Here is a 20554-nt window from a genome sequence, read left to right as displayed (position 1 = left end):
CAAATCTCAAAGATGAATTTCATGAAATAAATGGAATTTCGTCCCGATGCTTCGGGATAAAAAATTGAAATTTAAATGAAAACACATTTCATCGCTATTGGCGGAAGCGCGATGCATAATCTTGCATTGGCATTACATAATAAAGGATATCAGGTTACAGGAAGTGACGATGCTATTTTTGAACCTTCAAAATCAAGATTAGAAAAAAAAGGAATTCTTCCTGCTGAACTGGGTTGGTTTCCTGAGAAAATAACGGCAGATATTGATGCCATTATTTTAGGAATGCATGCAAAAGCTGATAATCCGGAATTGTTAAAAGCGCAGGAATTGGGATTGAAAATCTATTCATATCCAGAGTTTTTATACGAACAGTCTAAAAATAAAACCCGTGTTGTTATTGGTGGTTCTCACGGAAAAACTACCATTACTTCAATGATTTTGCATGTAATGCATTATCATAATATTGCGGTTGATTATATGGTTGGAGCGCAGTTAGAAGGTTTTGATACAATGGTTCATTTGACTGAAGAAAACGATTTTGTGGTTTTGGAAGGAGATGAGTATTTGTCTTCGCCGATAGACAGACGTCCGAAGTTTCATTTATATCAGCCAAATATTGCTTTAATTTCCGGAATTGCCTGGGATCACATCAATGTTTTTCCAACTTATGAGAATTATGTAGAGCAGTTTGAAATTTTTATTGAAAAAATTACCAATGGAGGTATTTTGGTTTATAATGAAAATGATGCTGAAGTAAAACGTGTTTCTGAAGCAGCAACAAATCCAATTCGTAAATTACCTTACAGTACACCAGAATATTCAGTGTCCGATGGAGTAACGCTTTTAAAAACGCCGGAAGGGGATATGCCAATTGAAGTTTTTGGAGCACATAATTTAAATAATTTGGCCGGAGCAAAATGGATCTGCCAAAATATGGGTGTTGACGAAGAGGATTTCTACGAAGCAATAGCCAGCTTTAAAGGAGCTTCTAAACGTTTGGAAAAAATCGCCGAAGGAAAAGGGAAAGTGGCATATAAAGATTTTGCGCATTCACCAAGTAAAGTGGCCGCAACGACTAAAGCGGTTAAAGAACAATATCCAAACAGAACTTTGGTGGCGTGTTTAGAATTGCATACTTACAGTAGTTTAAATGCCGAATTTTTAAAAGAATACGAAGGAGCATTAGAATATGCTGATGTTGCCGTTGTATTTTATTCGCCCGATGCTGTAAAAATTAAACAGCTTGAAGAAGTAACTTATGAGCAGATTGCAACTGCATTTAACAGAAAAGATTTAATTATTTATACGAATCCAACAGAGTTTAAGGAGTATTTATTCAACTTAAAACTTGATAATTCTGCACTATTATTAATGAGTTCAGGAAATTACGGAGGTTTGAATTTTGATGAAGTAAAAGATTTGATTAATTAGAAAATTTGTCAATTTGAAAATTAGATAATCTGCCGGCTGTTTTACAGTCGGCTTTTTTTGTGATTTATTTCTGATATTTATAATGTCCCACAATGGTATATTTGAATAAACAATTTTTGTGATTTCCTTGTGCCTGCAGGATATAAAAAGAAATAGGAGGAAAGAAATGCGTAAAATTTTCATTTGAAATAACTCAGTTTTTAAAGTTAAACAAATTTGGAAATGATTTAGATATTTTGAAAGATTTTTCTTCTTTTTGCATATATTCGCTTCTTAAATAATTCGAATATGGAAGGATTACATTTCGCGATAAAAGATTGGTCTGAAGATGACAAACCTCGTGAAAAATTAATTCTCAAGGGAAAAGATGCTCTTAGTGATGCTGAATTAATGGCTATTTTAATTGGTTCTGGAAGTCGTAATGAATCTGCTGTTGCATTAAGCCAGCGGATTTTAGCTTCTGCTAAAAATTTAAACTCTTTGGGGAAAATGTCTATTTCGCAATTAATGAAATTTAAAGGAATAGGAGAGGCCAAAGCAGTTTCAATCGTTGCAGCATTAGAATTAGGAAGAAGACAGAGGGCGGAAGATATATTGAAGTTAAAAAAAATTACTTCGAGTAAAGATGCCTTTGATATTATGCAGCCTATTATTGGCGAACTTCCTCATGAAGAATTTTGGGTGCTTTTTCTTAATAATTCAAATAAAGTAATTTCTAAATCACAATTAAGTAAAGGTGGAATTGCCGGAACAGTTGTAGATGTGCGATTGGTTTTTAAATTAGCATTAGAAAATGGTGCTACTGGTTTGATTTTGTGTCATAATCATCCTTCTGGAAATTTAACTCCTAGTAATGCTGATAAACAGATTACGAAGAAAATTAAGACTGCTGGAGAGGTTTTAGATGTTAAAATTTTAGATCATTTGATTATTACTGAAACAAAATATTATAGTTTTGTAGATGAAGGAATTTTTTAATCTATGAATACTAATATTACAGACATTTTTTTTGATTTAGATCATACATTATGGGACTTTGATAAAAACTCTCAAATGGCTTTTGATCGTATTTTTAAAAACAATTTCGGAGGAATTAAAATTGAGGATTTTATTGAAAAGTATCTTCCAATAAATCAGGAATGCTGGAGGTTGTATCAAAACGATCAAATTACACATCAGGAATTGCGTTATAATAGATTAAAGCTTTCTTTTGACGCTTTGAATTATTCGATGACAGACGAAAACATTGATCAGATTTCAAATGATTACATCGAATTTTTAACAGACAATAATTATCTTTTTGATGGTGCAATTGAAGTTTTAGACTATTTAAAACCCAAATACAAACTGCATATTATTACAAACGGTTTTGCCCATGTTCAGGATAAGAAAATTAATAACGCAGCTCTTGGAGGTTATTTTACGACAATTACAAATTCTGAATTAGCAGGCGTAAAAAAGCCAAATAGTATTATCTTTGATTATGCTGTCAATTTGGCTCACTCATCAAAAGAAAAAAGTATCATGATTGGCGATGATTTTGATGCCGATGTCAACGGAGCTTTAAATGCAGGTATGGATGCTATTTTTTTTAATATAAGAAATATTGAAACACCTAAAAACTATAAACAAATTAATCATTTATTAGAACTTAAAAAATATTTATAATTATGAAACTAAAAGTTTTATTGACTTTGCTTCTTTGTTCAGTCCTTGGATTCTCGCAATCTATTAACGATTATAAAGCTGTAATAATTCCACTAAAGTATGATTTTATGAAAACTGATAATCAGTATAGATTGGCTACAGTTACTAAATCTAATTTGCTTAGAGCTGGATTTAAAGCTTATTATGCAAATGAAGAAATACCTGCAGGTTTAGGTGACAGATGTGAGCTTCTTTACATCGATGTGAAAAAAGATAATGCTTTTTTGGTAACTAAACTTTTTGTGGAGCTTAAAGATTGCTATGGAAAAGTAGTGTATACATCTGAAATAGGAAAAAGCAGGGAGAAAGATTATGAAGCAGCATACAAAGAAAGTTTAGATAATGCTTTTATATCTGTTATTGGGCAGCATTATAAATATAATGGTAAAACAATTACTTCGCAATCATTACCAACAACTGCACCAGTTGCGGCTACTGTAATACCTACCGTAGATGTTTCAGATCCAAATTTGTTGTACGCGCAGCCAACGGAAAATGGATATCAATTAATTGATAAAACACCAAAAGTTGTAATGAAGCTTCTTAAAACTTCACGCCCAGATTCTTTTATTGCCATTAAAGATGCAGTACAAGGTTCTTTAAATGCAAAAGACAATGGATGGTATTTTGAATATTATCAAAACGATAAATTAGTTTCAGAAAAAATTTCTGTAAAATTCTAAAATAAATACGGATTAATATCCGTATTTATCTTTCCAGCGGTTCTTTAAAAATTCGCGGTTGCTGTTCTCTCTGGAATTGCTTCCCGGATTGTAAAGAACCGTTTCTTTTATAGCTTCGGGTAAAAATTCCTGTTCGGCAAAATTATTGGCATAATCATGCGAATATTTATACTCTTCTCCATAACCTAACTCTTTCATAAGTTTCGTTGGAGCATTTCTTAAGTGAATTGGAACTGGTAAATCGCCTGTTTGTTTTACTAACTGCTGTGCGTTTCCAATTGCCATATAAGAGGCATTGCTTTTTGGTGATGTTGCAAGGTAAATAGCGCATTGACTTAAAATGATTCGGCTTTCCGGGTAACCAATTGTCGAAACCGCCTGGAAAGTATTGTTTGCCATGATAAATGCTGTTGGATTTGCGTTTCCAATATCTTCACTTGATAAAATAAGCATTCTTCTGGCTATAAATTTTACATCTTCACCGCCTTCAATCATTCTTGCAAGCCAATAAACAGCTCCGTTTGGATCACTCCCTCGTATTGATTTTATAAAAGCAGAAACAATGTCATAATGTTGTTCTCCAGTTTTATCATATAAAACGGTGTTTTGCTGCACTAACTCAAAAACGCGATCGTTGGTTATTATTATTTCGTCACTTGATGATGCGTTTACTACAAGCTCAAAAATATTCAGTAATTTTCTTCCGTCACCTCCGGAAAGTCTTAATAAAGCTTCTGTTTCTTTTAGTGTTATATTTTTTGATGATAATTCTTTGTCAATTTTAATGGCGCGATGCAGCAAAGCCTCTAAATCGTCTTTTGTAAAGGCATTTAGCACATAGACCTGACTACGGGATAATAACGCGGGAATAACCTCAAAACTTGGGTTTTCGGTGGTTGCTCCAATAAGTGTGATCCAGCCTTTTTCTACAGCTGCTAAAAGTGAATCTTGCTGCGATTTGCTGAACCGATGAATCTCATCAATAAATAAAATAGGATTTTTGGCAGTAAAAAGTCCGCCGCTTTGTTTGGCTTTTTCGATTACATCTCTAATATCTTTAACGCCGGAATTTATGGCGCTCAATTCGTAAAACGGACGTTTAGATTCCTGTGCAATAATTTGTGCCAGAGTCGTTTTTCCTGTTCCCGGCGGTCCCCAAAAAATTAAAGAAGGAATAATTCCTTTAGAAATTTGCTGTGTTAAAGAGCCATTAGGGCCTACCAAATGACTTTGACTTATGTAATCTTCTAGTTTCCGTGGGCGAATACGCTCTGCTAAAGGTGCTTCCATTTTGTAAAATTACTATTTTCAAAATTAATTTTATTGGTTCCAAAAAGATATACGAATTCAATTGTAAACATTTAACAGAAAATCATGCGGCTGACAAAATATCAGTAGATTGTGTTTGGATAGTTTTTTGATGTTCTATCTGGAAATTAGAACCGAAACTATATGAATGATAACTACTTTAAATTTTCGAATGCCGTTATTGGACTTCCAGTATTTTTTGTGCTTTTGTTATGGATAATTTATTGGATTCAGATTCGTTTTGATTTCGATTTTTACCAAAACGGAATTTATCCTCGAGATTTTTCGGGATTGCAAGGCGTTTTGTTTAGTCCTTTTATTCATGAAAATTTAGAGCACTTATATAATAATTCTATTCCGCTTTTAGTATTATTAGCTGCATTACAATTTTTCTATCCAAAACAGTCATTTGCAGTTATAGTGTTTGGAATTTTGTTTTCTGGACTAATAACATGGCTTATAGGACGCGAAAATTTTCATATTGGAGCGAGTGGACTGATTTATGTTTTGGTCAGTTTTATTTTCTTTAAAGGAATTCAAACTAAATATTATCGATTAGTTGCGCTTTCCTTATCGGTTATTCTTCTCTATGGCGGCATGATTTGGTATGTGTTTCCAGATGTAGATAAGACAATTTCATGGGAAGGGCATTTGGCCGGATTTATTACCGGATTTGGACTTTCTTTATATTACAAAACCCCCGAATATGCAAAGCCAATAATTTATGATTGGCAAAAACCTGATTTTGATCCGTCGGGAGATCCTTTTATGAAACATTTTGATGAAGATGGTAATTTTGTGAATACTGAGGTTGTTGAAGAAGAAGTTCAAAATACAGAATCGTTTTTTAATTCAAATATTTCTGTGAATTATATTGTAACAAAATCAGAATCAGGAGATAAAGTTTAAAATTTAAGTAGTGTCTAATTAAATTCTTAATTTTGTTAAAGACCATTTCAATTTCATTTATTGATTATGAAAGCACTTTTTTTTGCAGTTTTGATTTTATTGATTTTAGTTAATACTAAATCTTTTGCACAATGCGAGATAAAAAATAAAGTACTCGCAGATGGCTCAATGGTGTATTATTCAGATCCAGAGGTTTTTTATACAACAAAATCGAAATCTCTGAAAATTAATATTATAACAGATAAAGAAAGTTATTTTGTTGCTTTGCGGCCAATTCCTTTTCCAGAAAAAAAGATAGGAAAAAAAATCACAGATGATTTGGTTATATATCTTGCAGATAAAAATGCATACAAGCTGACTCATTATGATACACAGTATATAAAAAATGATTCTGTTATGCAGGTTTTATATTTAATAGATTCAAAAGATGTAGAGGCTTTTTCTAAGTTTGAAGCTGTTGTGGCATCTATAAATATGAAAGGTACAGAGTTTATTCGTGATTACAATTTTAAACTTCATAAAGACGAAATTGTAAAACAATTGGCCTGCTTTTTAAATAAAGAAGAGAAGTAAAACTTATTCGTCATTTTCGGTTGGAGTTTGATGTAAAAGTTTTTTGCTCAAATTTTTAAAAAGATTGTTGAAAGTAAGAGTTAGTGAACCTGCATTTACGATTTGATTTCCGTTATCTCTGGGCAGGTATTCATTTGCGTACGTTATCTCAAGCTGAATATCATCTGAAAATAAATATCCAGCTCCAAGATTTAATCTGTTTCTGTCAAAAAAACTCAACCCGGTTACTTTGGTGCCTGATTTTAAAAATATTTCATCTGAAGCTACAGCATAAACTACACCACTGCGAAGAACCTTGCTGTTTATTGGTTTTATATATTTAATTTGATGCCGGTATCGAATAACGTTTTCATAGGTATCGTCTTCGTTTTTCATGTGCCGAAGTTCAGCTCTCATTCTTGTGCTGAGTGTATATCCGGTTTTATGAAAATAATAAATACCCTGAAGAGCAAACCTCCATTCTGGAGATTCAAATTGACCAATTTCCGGAACATCTTTATTATTGTAGTAAGCTATAAAAGAAGATAATTTCCACCGCGAATTCAAATAGTAATGTCCCCAGCCGCGAAAAGATCTTTGAGTGTTTTGTTCAAATATGTGAGGAGATGATTCTGTACTGCTGTAACTAGTGCCAAGATTTAGTTCAGTAGACCATTTTTTATTTATGGTTTTATTAAATTGAACTTCTCCCCAAAATTGATTGTAGTGTATAGTTTGCCCGTGGCTAATACTTGTAAATAGTAGTATTACAAGTATTGAGCACACATTGTTTTTTAGAATGATATGATTAGGTTTTAAAGACATAAAATATTGTATTTAATTGTCAATCCTAATTCTTAGTGTCATTTAACTTCTTTGGCGGACAGTTTCGTATAAAAAGGCACCGCAGGCAACAGACACATTCAGTGATCCTATAGATCCAAACATTGGTAGTTTTGCTTTTTCATCAACAATTTTTAGAACAGAAGGGTTTATTCCTCTATCTTCCGATCCCATTATAATAGCTAATGGTTCATTTAATGATAAATCATATATATTTTGATCTGTTTTTTCTGTCGCGGCTACCGTTTTAATTCCAGAACCCTGCAAGTAGAAAATAGCATCTTTAATGTGTTCAACTTTACAAATAGGCACATTAAAAACCGCTCCTGCCGAAGTTTTAACAGTGTCACCGTTTACTGGTGCCGAACCTGCTTTTTGGACAATGATACCATTTACACCAGTACATTCTGCAGTTCTGATTATAGCACCAAAATTTCTTGCGTCAGAGATTTGATCTAAAATTAAAAAAAGGGGTTTTGAACCTGAAGCAATAGTTGATTCTACAAGGTGTTCTATATCGATAAATCCAATTGGTGAAATTGTAGCAACCGCACCCTGATGATTGTTTGGAGTTAACCGATTTAATTTTTCAACAGGTACATAAGAGAAATTAATGTTGGCACGTTTCATTACCTTCATTAAATCTTTCATTAATTCACTGGAAATCTCTTTTTGTATAAATACTTTATCAACTTCCTGACCTGCTTGTATTGCTTCTATAATGGCTCTAATGCCAAATATTTGATGTTCTTTTTCCATGGAGCAAATATAGTTATATTGTTTATATAAAAAAAGCAGGCTGTTCATTGAACAGCCTGCTTCATTATTTTAACTTTTACTATCTACTATTGTAAGTAGTAAGGAGTTTTTGCATTTACAGTAAAAATTTCTGCACCTGAAACGTTTGGAACGTTTGCACTATTTGATGAGTACTCAGATGTTGGATAAATTAATCTGTTTGGATGAGTTGTTTGTAAAACTCCTACAGGTAGAGGTGTTACAGGATACCCAGTTCTTTGTTGGTCGATATATAATTCGATTCCATGCCATTGAGCTAATGCAAGATATTTTTGAGTAATAATTGCATTAATCTTGTTTGTTCCAGAACCTGTCCACCCTAATCCATTTTTAGCATCAGTAGCAGCGATGTAAGCATTGGCATCAAGTGTAGAAACAACAGCTTTACCAAAAGGTCTAGAGTAGAAATTAAATGAAGCCTTAATAGCATCTGTAAATGCTGCATGAGCATCTCCGCTTAAGTAACCTCTTTCCATAGCTTCTGCCTGTAAAAATTTACTTTCAGCAGCCTGCATTAAATATGCATCTCTTGTCATTCCGTTTTCATCTGCTTCTGCACCAGTATTTCCTACACGACCAATGTAAAAACCTCCCATTCTTGAAATTGGATTAGTTGGGAAAAGACCTTGTACGTTACCAATCCAAGTACCTTGTCCAGGTGTTGCAGGAGTTGTTACAGGAATTGAAGCAAACATTCTAGCTCTTCTAGGATCTACTACATCAGTTGAATTAATGTCAGTATTGCTCAAAGTTCCATTTAAAATATCGATAATGAAAGCACCACCAGCATTTGCTCTGTTTGCAGAAGTCCAGTCACTAAGCGCATCATTTAAACCATATAATCTGTATAATGGAGATCTTTTAGAAGTATCACTTGAGTTATAACCAGGATTAACTGTAACGTCAGCACTAATAAAGTTTTGAGCTGCATTTAATTGAGCAGCACGAGCAGTTCTTAAAGCTACAAGAGTAGCATCTGTTGTTTTTGATAGTCTCAATACAAGTTTTAACTCAACAGTGTTGATGAATTTTTGCCATTGAGCAATATCACCATTAAAAACGATATCTTCTGATCCTAAATCAACAGTTGATGCATCTGCACTAGCAAAAAATGCTCTTGCTTCATCTAATTCCTTAAATAATGCAGGGATGATTACTTTATCATCATCATATTTAGGAGTTGTGATATTGTTTTTAAAAGCCTCAGAGTAAGGTACATCTCCGTATAGAGCTGTAGCATAATCCATCAACATTACTTTGAAAACTTTAGCGATTCCAAAATGATATTTGTAGTCAGGATATGAATCTTTTTTGTCTAAGATATCTTGAAAGTTATCTGCAAAAAGAAATGTGTTTTCAAAAAGAGCTGGATAACTGTTACTATCGTAAGTGTATGTCCAAGCTGGGTCATTAGAAGTAAAACCATTATTTAATCCCCAAACATATGTTAATCTGTTACCATAAGTTGATAATGAGTTTAACTGGTGATTGGTGTAATTGTTTATAGCTCCCGCAAGCATTTGATTTGGTGCGATGGCATCAAAATCAGGTCTGTTTGATTGCTTTTCGTTTACATCTAGGTAGTTTTCACAAGATGTAAATAAAAATAAAGCAAACATACTGCTGAAAAATATTTTTTTCATAATGTTTTTATTTAAGTATTAAAATGTAGTGTTTATGCTAAAACCAAAAGTACGAGTTGATGGGTATTGAGCATCACCAATGAAACCAAGACCATTTCTTGAGGTATTAGTTAAAGTACTGTTAGCATTAGGGTTTTTAGCAGCTGAAGATGTTGATGAATTCACTTGGTTAGAAGCTTCAGGATCAGCATATCCTTTGTTGCTAGATGCTAAAATGATAAATGGGTTTCTAGCATTCAAACTTAATTTGAAAGTTTCGATTCCAGCTTTTTCTAATATTCTTTTAGGGAATGAATAGCTTAAAGCGATCTCTCTAACTTTAAATGCAGTAGCATCAATTAAGTTGTGAGAACCTACACTTGCAGCTTGGTTAAAGTAAGCTTGAGTTCTGTTAGCAGCTCCAGTTAAACTTGAGAAACCTCCAGTTAAAACACTTGTATTAGGGATGTAATCTCCAACAGTTGCTGTTGCAGGGTTGTCAATTACAGATCCTGGATATAAGAAACCAACGTTTCTGTCGAAATCACCTGAATCAACTAAGTGACCATTCCAAGTTAAGTTGTATTTTGTTTGAGATAAGAAACTGTGACCAGTTCTGTAATCCATTGTGAAAGATAAACCAACTCCTTTGTATTCAAAGCTGTTTGTTAATCCTAAGATATAATCTGGAGTAACTTTTCCAATGTTTTTGAAAGTTGCATCTGGAGTTGGACGTCCTTGAGCATCAACAATAACATTTCCTGCTGAATCTCTCATCCAGTCTGTACCAGTGATGTAAGGGAAAGGTAATCCTTTTACAGCAGATACGTCTCCGTTAATTTGTGAGTTTCCTCCGTCAGTGATAACTACTTTGTCAGTTTCACCAGCACTTATTACTTTTGTATCATTTGAAGTATATGAAAGTCTTGCATTCCATTTGAATGTTGGAGTGTTGAATGGCATAACTGCTAAATCAATCTCTAAACCTTTTCCTTCTAATTCTCCATTATTAGTTTTACTTGTTTGTAAACCTGAAGCAGAACTAGTTGATGCCTCTGTAATTAAGTCTGTAGTTCTAGTAAGGTAACCAGCAACATCTAATGTGATTCTGTCATTCAAGAAACCAAAGTTAATACCACCTTCGTATGTAGTATAAGTTTCTGGTTTGATGTTTGGGTCAGTTGGGAAATAACTATTGTTGTAAGAGTTTCCAGTGTTTGGAAAAGGGAAACCTGTAGCAATAGAACCTAAATCTAAAATATCATAAGCAGCTACCGGATCTAATGAACCTACTTGTGTGTAGTTAGCATATAATTTTAAGTTACTTAATGTAGACTTGTCTTTTAATGATTCGATAGCATTTGTTGCTACGTAAGATAAACCAGCAGATGGATAAAAGTAAAACTGATTTCCTACTGAAGCCACACTATTTCCTTCATAACGACCTGTTAAGTTTAAGAATAAGTAGTTTTGGTAGCTAAAATCAACGTTCGCAAATGTTGCTGTTGATCTAGTTTCAACTGTTCTGTTGTCTAAAGTAGATGGATTCGCTGGATTAAGAACATTCGAAATGTTATATAATCCTGGAATTTCTAAGTTTGTACCCCCTTGAGAGATTCTTTTGCTGTAATTGTACTGCATGTTCTGACCTATGTTGAACTTTAATTTTAAAGCATCAGATAAATCATAGTTGAAGTTAGCCATTATATCTCCATAATAGAATGTTGATCCTAAACTAGATTGGAAGAATTCAGAAGGTGAATCAAAACCACCATCAGCATCAGCTGGTGAAATAGCTTGATTTGCGTATGAAATTTGATTAGTGTTTCTTAATTGAACAGAACCAGTATAAGTAATTTCAATGTTTTTGTTAATTTCATAACCAGCATTAAGACCTAAGTTGATGAAGTTTTTAGTTTCTTCAAGTCTGTTATTTTCTCTTGCCCAGTAAGGGTTTTGGTAATAACCATTCCATCCGTATAATCCTCTGTCTTTAAATTGTTCAATTGGCACGTTTGAAGCTGCTTGTAACAAGTTTGTTAAAAGAGTATAGTCAGAACGAGAAGTAGCAGCATTTACGTTTGCTTGTTTTGTTCTTTGGTTTGTAAATGTAAATGTACCTCCAACAGTAAATTTATTTATTTTTTTACCAGCTGTTAATACTACAGTATTTCTGTTTAATTCGTCTCCTTGTAAGATGAAGTCACGTCTTACATTACCTAAGTTTAAGTTTACATAACCATCAGCTCCACCGGCGCTAACGTTTAAGTTGTTTTGTAAAATAGTACCAGTTTGGTAGAATTTTTTGATTTCGTCATTCCCTCTAGCGCTATATGGTGCTATGATTGAATTACCATTTGCATCTGGAATACCAACTGGTTGTAAAGATCCATCTAATAAAGGACCCCATCCACCATTTTCTTGTTGATCTTGTAGGTTATACCATCCTTGACCGTATTTTTGTTGTCTTTCTGGAACAAAACTAACTTTTTCAATATCTGCAGATGAGTTGAAAGATACTGTTAGGTTTTCGTTTTTAGATCCTTTTTTAGTTGTAACTAAAACAACCCCTTGTTTACCTTGAGAACCGTAAAGAGCAGCTCCTTGAGCACCTTTTAATACAGTAACATTTTCGATAATGTCAGATGGGATTGAAGCCAATACATCAGCATTAGAGATAACGTTGTCAATAACTACAAGTGCTTCAGTGTTACCTGTGAAAGATAACATAGAACGAATTCTGATAGAGTTTGTTCCTCCTACACCATTTGTAGTACTGTTAATTGTTAAACCTGATACTTTACCAACCAATGAACGCACAGCGTCAGGGTTAGAAGCGGCTTTTAATTCTGAATTGTTAACTGTAGAGTAAGATGATGTTACCGCAGATTTTTTCTTTTTAATACCTACAGCTCCCGCTACAATTACCTCTCCAAGTTCTACTGAATCATCTTTTAATTTGATGCTTACAGTTGATGAACTTGCTGCAACTTCCTGAGTTTTCATTCCGATGTAGCTAAATACCAAAACTTGGCTTGGAGATGCTTTGATAGAGAATTTACCATCAAAATCTGTTTGTGTTCCAGTTTTTGTTCCTTTGATTATTACACTCACACCTGGAAGAGGCATTCCTGTATTATCAGAAACAGTTCCTGAAACAGCTCTTTCTTGCGCGAAAGTTAACTGCGCAACTAGTACTAATAAAAGTACTAAGAATCCATTGAACTTTAGTTTCATTTTTAAATATTTTGAATTAGTTCGACAAAAATCTTAATAATTTGTTAATCTACCTAATATAAAATGCTTTTTTTTTCGTTAAATTATGATTTTACTATAAGATATTGTTTTTTTAGCGTTAAAAAACAGTTATTGTTTAGATATTCGCAATTAGAAGTGTCTAATTTGATAATAATTTAAAATATCATTGTTAATGGAAATGTTAAATTTAGGAAAATCATATCCATAATTGTTTTTTCTGTAACTTTTATACAGAAAAACCACCTTTTTGGAGGTGGTTTTTATCTTAACGCAATATTATATCTAAAATTTATCCCAAAATAATTTAGTTTCTACAGCATCACCTCCAATTGCAGTGCTTGCTTGTGTATAACTTGCCTTATTTAAAGATTGTTCTATTATAGGATATGTATAGCGCATAGGGATTTCTGATACTGCATCTGCAGGCTTAACTAAAACGGGATAATCTAAGCGTCTATAAGATGAATATCCTTCAAATGAATTATTGTACAAAGCAATCCAGATTTGAGTTCCTATTTTCTGTTTCCAGTTTCCAGCTGCAGTCGAGTATGCAACTAAAGGATTCGCTAAATATGTTGTTGCTTCTGCTGGAGTTCCTCCCCAATCTAATATTGATGCTGTAATCGCGGCATTATAATGGGCTTCTGCATCTGCGGGACTCCCATATAATGATCTTTCCGCAGCTTCCGCTAAAAGGAATTCTGTTTGTGAATAATCTAAAACTTTTCCAGGAAAATCAGGAGCTTGAATCGTAGGTGTAATATGTGTTTTATTGGCAAAAGAATTACTTGCTCCATAAACCCCTCCTATATATTCAATCTCTGGAGTATTTGGATCATCCATATTACTGTCGAAATATTTTGCACGTCTCGGATCTTGCAAAGTATTCATTGCATCTACCAGGGTATTTGCAGGAACAAAATCCGAACGTCCGCTTGCTACTAAATCAACATATAGAGGATTTGTATTTGGTGTTGCAGTTAAATATTTTAAAATAGCGTTATCTGCATTTGATGTAAAAACATTTGGTGCGGCGCTGGATACTGTAGCCTGGGCCAAAACACTTTCAGAAGGAATATCTGAAATAGTAATTCCCATTCGCAGTTTTAAAGTGTTGGCAAATTTTATCCATTTTGATACATTGCCGCCATAAATTCTGTCATTATCTCCAAAGCTTCCTCCCGCAGGATTTAGATTTGCAATAGCATTATTTAATCTCGTTATTAAATCCTTGTAGATTGTTAAACCATCATCGTATTTAGGTGTTTTGTAATTAAGATTTAAGGCTTGTGAGTAAGGAACATTTCCAAAAGTTTCTACTAAGATTGCGTAGGTGTAAACATTTAATATCTCTATTATGGCTAATTTGTTTTGTTTTCCCAAAGGATTTTCTGTCAACCCTAGAGGTGTATTGGTTATGTTTGAAGCACTTTGATCCAAATCTTTTAAAACATCTTTATAAAGATATTGCCAATGTTGTTCAGGAATGGTTCTTGTTACCAAATCATAATTACTTTCATCAGTGTAAACGGTTTCTGTCCAATATTGATTTAATAATCTAAAAACATTGTCGTTTACATTGGTACTTGTTATTTGGTCTACCAGGCTTTTTTGAGCACTTGTAAATAAAGCTTCACCTGGAACTTCCAAAGGATCCTTTTCGTTTGTGTTTAGATTTTCTATGTCATCTGAGCAAGATAGTAAGCTTGCTGCAGTGAAAATAAGGAAAAATATTTTTTTCATGATTTCTTAATTTTAAAATTGGATTTTAATGTTACAGCTAATGTCTCTTGTTGATGGTAAAGAGCCTGTTGAGTAACCTTGTAAATTACCAGCTCCTAATCCTGATTCAGGATCAGCATCTGGAAGGTTTTTGTGAATAATCCAAAGATTTGTTCCTACTATACTAATTGTCATTCCGTTTATAAAAGTGTCTTTTAATACTTTTTCTGATAATGAATATGAAATAGAGGTTTGTCTTAATTTTATATAACTGGCATCATAAACAAATGCCTCATCTGGAAGTCCTCTTCTGTAACCCTGAGCTCCAAATCTGCTGGCCTCAATTCTTGTTGTGTTTACAGAGCCATCTGGATTAACTCCCGGATTGATAAATCCCCCCGAAGCAGCAGTATATCCTCCGGCAGGAATTCCCACACCATCTGTGTCATATTGGTTAAAAGCAAGAGGGTCTCTTATAGGATTTCCTAGTTCATTATTGTATGCAGTGTCGTCATATAAACCAGTTGCTAAACCATAATAACGGTCTAGTGAGAAAATCTGACCACCTTTTTGCATATCAATTAAAAATTCCAAAGAGAAATTCTTGTAAGTAAATTTATTGTTTAAACCGGCAGTATAATCTGGATTTGCGTTTCCAATAGCATTGTCTGAAGTTGAAGTTTTGATGTATTGACCATTAGACGGATCAACGACTCTTTGACCGTTTAAATAAGTATACTGCGTTCCATAAATTACGCCATAAGGCTGACCGACTGCAGCGTTAATGGTAACACCTCCTTGAAAAGACCCTAATTGTAAGTTGTCTATTCCTTCTAGGAGATTTAATACTTTGTTTCTGTTTCTTGCCCAGTTAAGATTTATATCCCAAGAAAAATCACTTGTTTTTATTGGTGTTCCGGTTAAGGATACTTCAATACCTTTGTTTTCTATTTCTCCGGCATTAATCAATTCATACAGATATCCTGTTGAAGAAGTTAATCGTAAAGGAATGATTTGATCTATAGAATTTGATTTATAATAGGATAAATCAAGTCCGAGTCTTTTTTTGAAAAAAGAAAGTTCAATACCAGCCTCATAACTTTTGGTGCGTTCAGGTTTAAGATTCGGATTGTTTTTCGTGTCTTTAACTGATGCAGAGGCTGCTCCAAAAGCGGTGTTAACGGCATAAGTGTCTAATATTCTGTCAAAACCTGGGCTGTTTCCAACTTCTGCATAATTAAGTCTAAGCTTTCCAAATGAAAACCAATCGGCTTGTATGAATTTTGAAAACACAAAACTTGTTGATACAGAAGGGTAGTAGTAGGAACTGTTTTCTTTTGGAAGTGTTGATGAGTGATCTCTTCTAATTGTTCCTTCAAGAAATAAATAATCATCATATCCAAAAGATGCACTTCCATATATACCATCAACCCCAATAGTTTCGTCTCTTTCTATAGGCGCTAATAAAGGACTTGCTGTGTTTTGCAGAGAATAAAGTTTTGCAATACTTAAGCCGCCATTTGTTGCTGCAAAGATTGAATTATAATAGCTTCTCCTGATGTTTACCCCAACAACTCCTTTGAGGTTTAATTTTTGAGTAATGTCAGTATTGTAGTTTAGCATAAAATCATAGTTGTACTCGCTAAACCCAATATTTTTTCTTGAATATCCAGATGATGCCGGACTTCTATTTGTACTTCCATCACCACCGCCGGTTCCAATACCAAAGTTTGCGGGTACGCTTCCTATGGCTCTTCTTTCTTCTTGAAGCTCATCGTAAGTGTCTACAGAAACTCTTCCGAAAGCATCCAGCCAATTTGTGATTTTATAGTTTAATGATGCGTTACCAATAAATCTGCTTCTGCTGTCGTTTTGATAATTTTCATAACGTTGAAAGTATGGATTGTCCCAAAATATAGGAGTTGGGTTTGTGTATGAATTTGGATTCCATGAAATATTTCTTCCCGTTAATTGATAAGCTTGCTGTAGTGACTTAATGTCTACGTTAGTTTGCCACCATTGTCTAAAATTACCAGCGATGTTATCATTATATCCGGTACTGTTTCGTCCTACTGTGCTTGTTTTGGTAAAATTTCCATAACCAGATACTGTTAATCGGTCATTGATAAGTGTAGAGCCATTTAACGTAAAAGTATTTCTTTTTAGTGTACTGTTTGGTAAAAGACCTTTTTGATCAAGATTGTTAAAACCTAATCTTAAGTATCCATTTTCTAAACCTTTGTCTATAGAGATTGAGTTTGTGGTAGCTATTGGTTTTTCAAAGAAAGTTATAGGACCATTTTTTGCATTTACCCAAGGAGTAGCTTTCATATAATTCGGCGATTCCGGATAAAATGCATCCCATTGGTATACCAGCAGACTTGGATTAAAGGCTTGTCCATATGATGCATCTTCGGTTAATGGAGTCACATAATCTAAAGTTCCGTCTCCGTTAATGTCTTTGAGATCTAAGTATGAATCTTCATTTGGACCATAGTAAGGACCGTAACCACCGCCATATTGATTTTGGTATTTGATGAAAGTGCTTTTGTCAACAGAACCAGTAGTTATTCCAGAATTTATGGTTACAGAATAGCCTTTGCCTTTTTTGTTTCCTTTTTTAGTCGTTATTACCACAACTCCATTTGCAGCTCTAGATCCATAAAGGGCACTGGCGGCAGAACCTTTAAGGACGTTGATTGACTCGATATCTTCAGGATTAATGTCAGAAGCGGCACTTCCATAGTCAAAACCTGCTCCAGATTGCTCTTGGTCTCTTGAGTTTGAGTTATTATTACTTACGGGTACCCCATCAATAACAAATAAAGCTTGATTGTTTCCGGTTAGAGAAGAGTTACCTCTAATTACGATATTGGTTGAACCTCCAAAGTTTGTTGTTCTTTTAACTTGAACACCTGAAACTTTTCCTGAAATAGCATTTACAAAGTTGTCGCTTTTAACAGCAGCTAAATTCTCTCCTTTAACTTCTTGTGTTGCATATCCAAGAGATTTTTTTTCTCTTGATAAACCTAGGGCAGTAACAACAACCCCTTCTAGTTGTTGCACTGTTCCTGTTAGTTTTGCATTAACATTTGTTGAGCTTGCATTGATTTCCTGAGTTGTCATGCCAATATAGCTAAACACTAATGTCTGATTTGGTGTAGCCTTGATAGAATATTTCCCATCAAAATCAGTTTGTGTTCCGGTATTAGTTCCTTTCAATAAGACACTTACACCTGGTAGAGGTAAGCCTGATTCATCGGTAACAGTTCCCGAAACAACTCTTTCTTGCGCAAAGGTTAACTGCGCAATAAGTACTATTAATAGTACTAAAAACTTGTTGCATTTTGGTTTCATATTAATAATAATTTTGGAATTAGTTAAACTAAATTCATAATTATTTGTTAAGAAACCTATTAATCGGTAATGTTTTTTTTACAAATATTAAAATTTAACATTATAACATATATTGACAATAGTGTTATATAAATTTAATTCTGACGTTTTTTCTCCTCCATTAGTGAGGTTTAAATTTATTATTCCGTTTAGTGTTTGTATTGATATCCCTACACCTAAGCCTATTATTTTTTTAAGTTTTTTAGGATTTGTGGAACTCGTTAGATCCTGATAAAGACCATAATCTAATATAGAATTTATGTAAAGACTTGGTGAAACTACATATCTATATTCTGTAAGAATTGATGTGGTAAAATTTGCTTGAAGACTGTTTTCCAGAAAACCACGAATTGACTTTGTGCCTCCAAATCGAAATGATTCGTTGGTAATATAGTTTTTGCTTTTAAGGTAGAAATTTTGTGAATTTAAATTAATGTAGTTTTTGTTGTTGATTTTGAAATTATATAAAGCATTTAAGTTTATTTGAAATTGCTTAGTTGTTCCAGCTGTTTCAAGATCGTTATTAGTATTTCTTTTTCCAAATCCGATTAAGGAATAGAAAAAAGCTTTTTTTGGCATTAAATTATTTTCATAATCAGTTTTTTTATATTCATATGAAGATGTGAAATAGGAATTATTAAAGTCACTGATGACTGAATTGTTTGTGTTTTGAATGTCGCTTGACTCTGTAGATTGATATCCTAAATAGATTTTGGAATTGTAATTTAAATAATAACCTAAATCAAGAGCGGTTTTAGTATTTTGAAAAGTGCTGTCTTGTTTGAAAATATTCAATTGAGCTTTTATTGCTAATGAGGTTTTAAATATATAAGGGATTTCCAGTCTTGTGTTAAAAGTCTTTTGTTGGTTTCCATCGCTTTTCCAGTATAAAGAAAATTGCTCGCCGGCATGAAGAGTGTTAATTAGTAAAACATCTAAATAGCCATTTAGGGTTACTTTTTTATCTTCATCATTAGAAAAGCCTATAAAGCCGTCAAAAGTATTGGCTTTTCTCTTTTCTATATAAGTGTAGATTTTTGTGGAGTCGTTTGTGAAAAGAATTTCAGGATATTTTGTTTGTGAAACAAATTCAAAACTATTAATGTCATCATAAAGCTGCTTTGTGATTTCCTGATTGAATGTTTTGTTTAGGTATTTTTTGTTAAGTTGTTTTAGATGTCCTTTCGGAAAAAAATCTGAAGAACTCTGATTTGTGTAATTTAAAATTATCGAATTTACTATTCGTTTTTTTTCTGATTTAAGATTTAAATCGGCATAAATTATAGAATTTTTTCTTCTGATGTTTTCAAGTTTGATTTTGCTGAGAGCAAAACCAGATTTCTCAGCATTAGATGCTTCTTTGTTTAAATAATTCTCAATTTCGTTATATGGTATTTTTATAGTGTCATTTTGGTTTTTATTCAGATTAAATGCATCATTATTTCTACCTATATATATATGTATGTATTTTGTTTTCTTTTTTAAGTCAAAAAATGAAATATAAGTGCTGTCATTTATTTTTTTAGTGTCTAGTATTTTGTTGTCAATGTATCCTTCTTTTGAAAGTTTTTCTGAAGTATTTTTAATCTCGTTAAAAAGTGATTTTGTGTTAGGATGAATTGTGTTATAAAATACTGAGTCTATCGTTTTACTTTCTAAAGTGTTCGATCCGTTTATTTTTAGATAAAAATTTTGTGTATAAGCTGAATAGCTTATAAAAAGAAAAAATAATGTTTGAAAAAACGGTTTCAATAGTGAAAGTTTTGTTTAATTAAAAGATGTTGCAAATATCTATTGTTTGTTTGTAAAAACATACTATTAAATAATGTTGTTGAAAATTAATAGATTAACGTTTGCATAGTGAAATTTATTTTATACATTTGCAACCCCGTAAAAAGCGGGAATTTAATATCATATTAATTTTTAGTATTAATTATGCCAACAATTCAACAATTAGTAAGAACAGGAAGAACTCAGATAACTAAGAAGAGTAAATCGGTTGCTTTAGATTCTTGTCCTCAAAGAAGAGGGGTTTGTACGCGTGTTTACACTACTACACCAAAAAAACCAAACTCTGCAATGCGTAAAGTTGCGCGTGTACGTTTGACAAATGGTAATGAAGTGAATGCTTACATCCCTGGAGAAGGACACAATTTACAAGAGCACTCGATAGTATTAGTTAGAGGCGGAAGGGTAAAAGATTTACCAGGTGTTAGATATCATATCGTTCGTGGAGCGCTTGACACGTCAGGAGTTGCAGGAAGAACGCAAAGAAGATCTAAGTACGGTGCTAAACGCCCAAAAGAAGCAAAAAAGTAATTTAAA

General features: G+C 33.2%; 15 protein-coding genes. 7 read left to right on the top strand and 8 right to left on the bottom strand.

All coding sequences use genetic code 11. The features are described from left to right. Nucleotides 1-75: 75 nt before the first annotated feature. The 4 genes from murC (at nucleotide 76) to L1276_RS21880 (ending at nucleotide 3821) form a co-directional block, all read left to right on the top strand. A complete protein-coding gene (gene murC, locus L1276_RS21895; RefSeq protein ID WP_253791577.1) occupies nucleotides 76-1431 on the top strand; it encodes a UDP-N-acetylmuramate--L-alanine ligase in 1356 nt (451 codons plus the stop codon). Between the two features lie 288 nt (nucleotides 1432-1719). Then, the gene (gene radC, locus L1276_RS21890; RefSeq protein ID WP_253791575.1) at nucleotides 1720-2409 is read left to right on the top strand and encodes a DNA repair protein RadC; all 690 of its coding nucleotides are present in this window, start codon (nucleotides 1720-1722) and stop codon (nucleotides 2407-2409) included. Nucleotides 2410-2412: 3 nt separating this feature from the next. Beyond that, nucleotides 2413-3099, top strand: a complete 687-nt coding sequence (locus L1276_RS21885; RefSeq protein ID WP_253791573.1) for a YjjG family noncanonical pyrimidine nucleotidase — start codon at nucleotides 2413-2415, stop codon at nucleotides 3097-3099. A gap of 2 nt (nucleotides 3100-3101) precedes the next feature. Further along, nucleotides 3102-3821, top strand: coding sequence for a hypothetical protein (locus L1276_RS21880; protein ID WP_253791571.1), 720 nt, complete (start codon nucleotides 3102-3104; stop codon nucleotides 3819-3821). 12 nt (nucleotides 3822-3833) lie between these two features. On the opposite strand, the gene L1276_RS21875 is transcribed toward L1276_RS21880, so the two are convergent. Then, nucleotides 3834-5111 (bottom strand): replication-associated recombination protein A, encoded by a 1278-nt coding sequence (locus L1276_RS21875; protein WP_253791569.1) that lies wholly within the window; start codon nucleotides 5109-5111, stop codon nucleotides 3834-3836. A 162-nt stretch (nucleotides 5112-5273) separates the two neighbouring features. Here L1276_RS21875 and L1276_RS21870 point away from each other — a divergent pair, with 162 nt between their 5' ends. Then, nucleotides 5274-6038, top strand: coding sequence for a rhomboid family intramembrane serine protease (locus L1276_RS21870; RefSeq protein ID WP_253791568.1), 765 nt, complete (start codon nucleotides 5274-5276; stop codon nucleotides 6036-6038). A gap of 66 nt (nucleotides 6039-6104) precedes the next feature. After that, entirely contained in the window at nucleotides 6105-6611 is a 507-nt protein-coding gene (locus L1276_RS21865) for a hypothetical protein (protein WP_253791566.1), read from the top strand. Between the two features lie 3 nt (nucleotides 6612-6614). Here L1276_RS21865 and L1276_RS21860 read toward each other — a convergent pair whose 3' ends face one another. From L1276_RS21860 to L1276_RS21830, 7 genes are all read right to left on the bottom strand, one after another. Continuing rightward, the gene (locus tag L1276_RS21860; RefSeq protein ID WP_253791564.1) at nucleotides 6615-7415 is read right to left on the bottom strand and encodes a DUF2490 domain-containing protein; all 801 of its coding nucleotides are present in this window, start codon (nucleotides 7413-7415) and stop codon (nucleotides 6615-6617) included. Between the two features lie 42 nt (nucleotides 7416-7457). After that, nucleotides 7458-8192, bottom strand: a complete 735-nt coding sequence (gene rlmB / locus L1276_RS21855; RefSeq protein WP_253791562.1) for a 23S rRNA (guanosine(2251)-2'-O)-methyltransferase RlmB — start codon at nucleotides 8190-8192, stop codon at nucleotides 7458-7460. A gap of 86 nt (nucleotides 8193-8278) precedes the next feature. Further along, nucleotides 8279-9874, bottom strand: coding sequence for a SusD/RagB family nutrient-binding outer membrane lipoprotein (locus L1276_RS21850; RefSeq protein WP_253791560.1), 1596 nt, complete (start codon nucleotides 9872-9874; stop codon nucleotides 8279-8281). An 18-nt stretch (nucleotides 9875-9892) separates the two neighbouring features. Further along, nucleotides 9893-13090: a SusC/RagA family TonB-linked outer membrane protein gene (locus L1276_RS21845; protein ID WP_253791558.1), complete on the bottom strand. Its 3198-nt coding sequence runs from the start codon at nucleotides 13088-13090 to the stop codon at nucleotides 9893-9895. 303 nt (nucleotides 13091-13393) lie between these two features. Next, entirely contained in the window at nucleotides 13394-14854 is a 1461-nt protein-coding gene (locus L1276_RS21840) for a SusD/RagB family nutrient-binding outer membrane lipoprotein (protein WP_253791556.1), read from the bottom strand. Between the two features lie 12 nt (nucleotides 14855-14866). Next, the gene (locus L1276_RS21835; protein ID WP_253791554.1) at nucleotides 14867-18190 is read right to left on the bottom strand and encodes a SusC/RagA family TonB-linked outer membrane protein; all 3324 of its coding nucleotides are present in this window, start codon (nucleotides 18188-18190) and stop codon (nucleotides 14867-14869) included. A gap of 87 nt (nucleotides 18191-18277) precedes the next feature. Continuing rightward, nucleotides 18278-19981, bottom strand: coding sequence for a hypothetical protein (locus tag L1276_RS21830; protein WP_253791553.1), 1704 nt, complete (start codon nucleotides 19979-19981; stop codon nucleotides 18278-18280). 183 nt (nucleotides 19982-20164) lie between these two features. Between L1276_RS21830 and rpsL the strand changes: the two genes are divergently transcribed. After that, nucleotides 20165-20548: a 30S ribosomal protein S12 gene (gene rpsL / locus L1276_RS21825; RefSeq protein WP_007136570.1), complete on the top strand. Its 384-nt coding sequence runs from the start codon at nucleotides 20165-20167 to the stop codon at nucleotides 20546-20548. The last annotated feature ends 6 nt before the right edge of the window (nucleotides 20549-20554 follow it).

The organism is Flavobacterium sp. HSC-32F16 (genome assembly GCF_024171645.1).
GTDB lineage: Bacteria > Bacteroidota > Bacteroidia > Flavobacteriales > Flavobacteriaceae > Flavobacterium.
The sequence above is the reverse complement of the archived record's forward strand: the minus strand, read 5'-3'. Positions and strand labels throughout refer to the sequence as shown.

Excerpts from the sequence above, each read along its gene's own strand:
- L1276_RS21840 (WP_253791556.1), bottom strand. The coding sequence starts at position 14,854 with ATGAAAAAAATATTTTTCCTTATTTTCACTGCAGCAAGCTTACTATCT.
- L1276_RS21835 (WP_253791554.1), bottom strand. The coding sequence starts at position 18,190 with ATGAAACCAAAATGCAACAAGTTTTTAGTACTATTAATAGTACTTATT.
- L1276_RS21865 (WP_253791566.1), top strand. The coding sequence starts at position 6,105 with ATGAAAGCACTTTTTTTTGCAGTTTTGATTTTATTGATTTTAGTTAAT.
- L1276_RS21850 (WP_253791560.1), bottom strand. The coding sequence starts at position 9,874 with ATGAAAAAAATATTTTTCAGCAGTATGTTTGCTTTATTTTTATTTACA.
- L1276_RS21870 (WP_253791568.1), top strand. The coding sequence starts at position 5,274 with ATGAATGATAACTACTTTAAATTTTCGAATGCCGTTATTGGACTTCCA.
- L1276_RS21860 (WP_253791564.1), bottom strand. The coding sequence starts at position 7,415 with ATGTCTTTAAAACCTAATCATATCATTCTAAAAAACAATGTGTGCTCA.
- L1276_RS21845 (WP_253791558.1), bottom strand. The coding sequence starts at position 13,090 with ATGAAACTAAAGTTCAATGGATTCTTAGTACTTTTATTAGTACTAGTT.
- radC (WP_253791575.1), top strand. The coding sequence starts at position 1,720 with ATGGAAGGATTACATTTCGCGATAAAAGATTGGTCTGAAGATGACAAA.
- L1276_RS21885 (WP_253791573.1), top strand. The coding sequence starts at position 2,413 with ATGAATACTAATATTACAGACATTTTTTTTGATTTAGATCATACATTA.
- L1276_RS21875 (WP_253791569.1), bottom strand. The coding sequence starts at position 5,111 with ATGGAAGCACCTTTAGCAGAGCGTATTCGCCCACGGAAACTAGAAGAT.
- L1276_RS21880 (WP_253791571.1), top strand. The coding sequence starts at position 3,102 with ATGAAACTAAAAGTTTTATTGACTTTGCTTCTTTGTTCAGTCCTTGGA.
- murC (WP_253791577.1), top strand. The coding sequence starts at position 76 with ATGAAAACACATTTCATCGCTATTGGCGGAAGCGCGATGCATAATCTT.
- rlmB (WP_253791562.1), bottom strand. The coding sequence starts at position 8,192 with ATGGAAAAAGAACATCAAATATTTGGCATTAGAGCCATTATAGAAGCA.
- rpsL (WP_007136570.1), top strand. The coding sequence starts at position 20,165 with ATGCCAACAATTCAACAATTAGTAAGAACAGGAAGAACTCAGATAACT.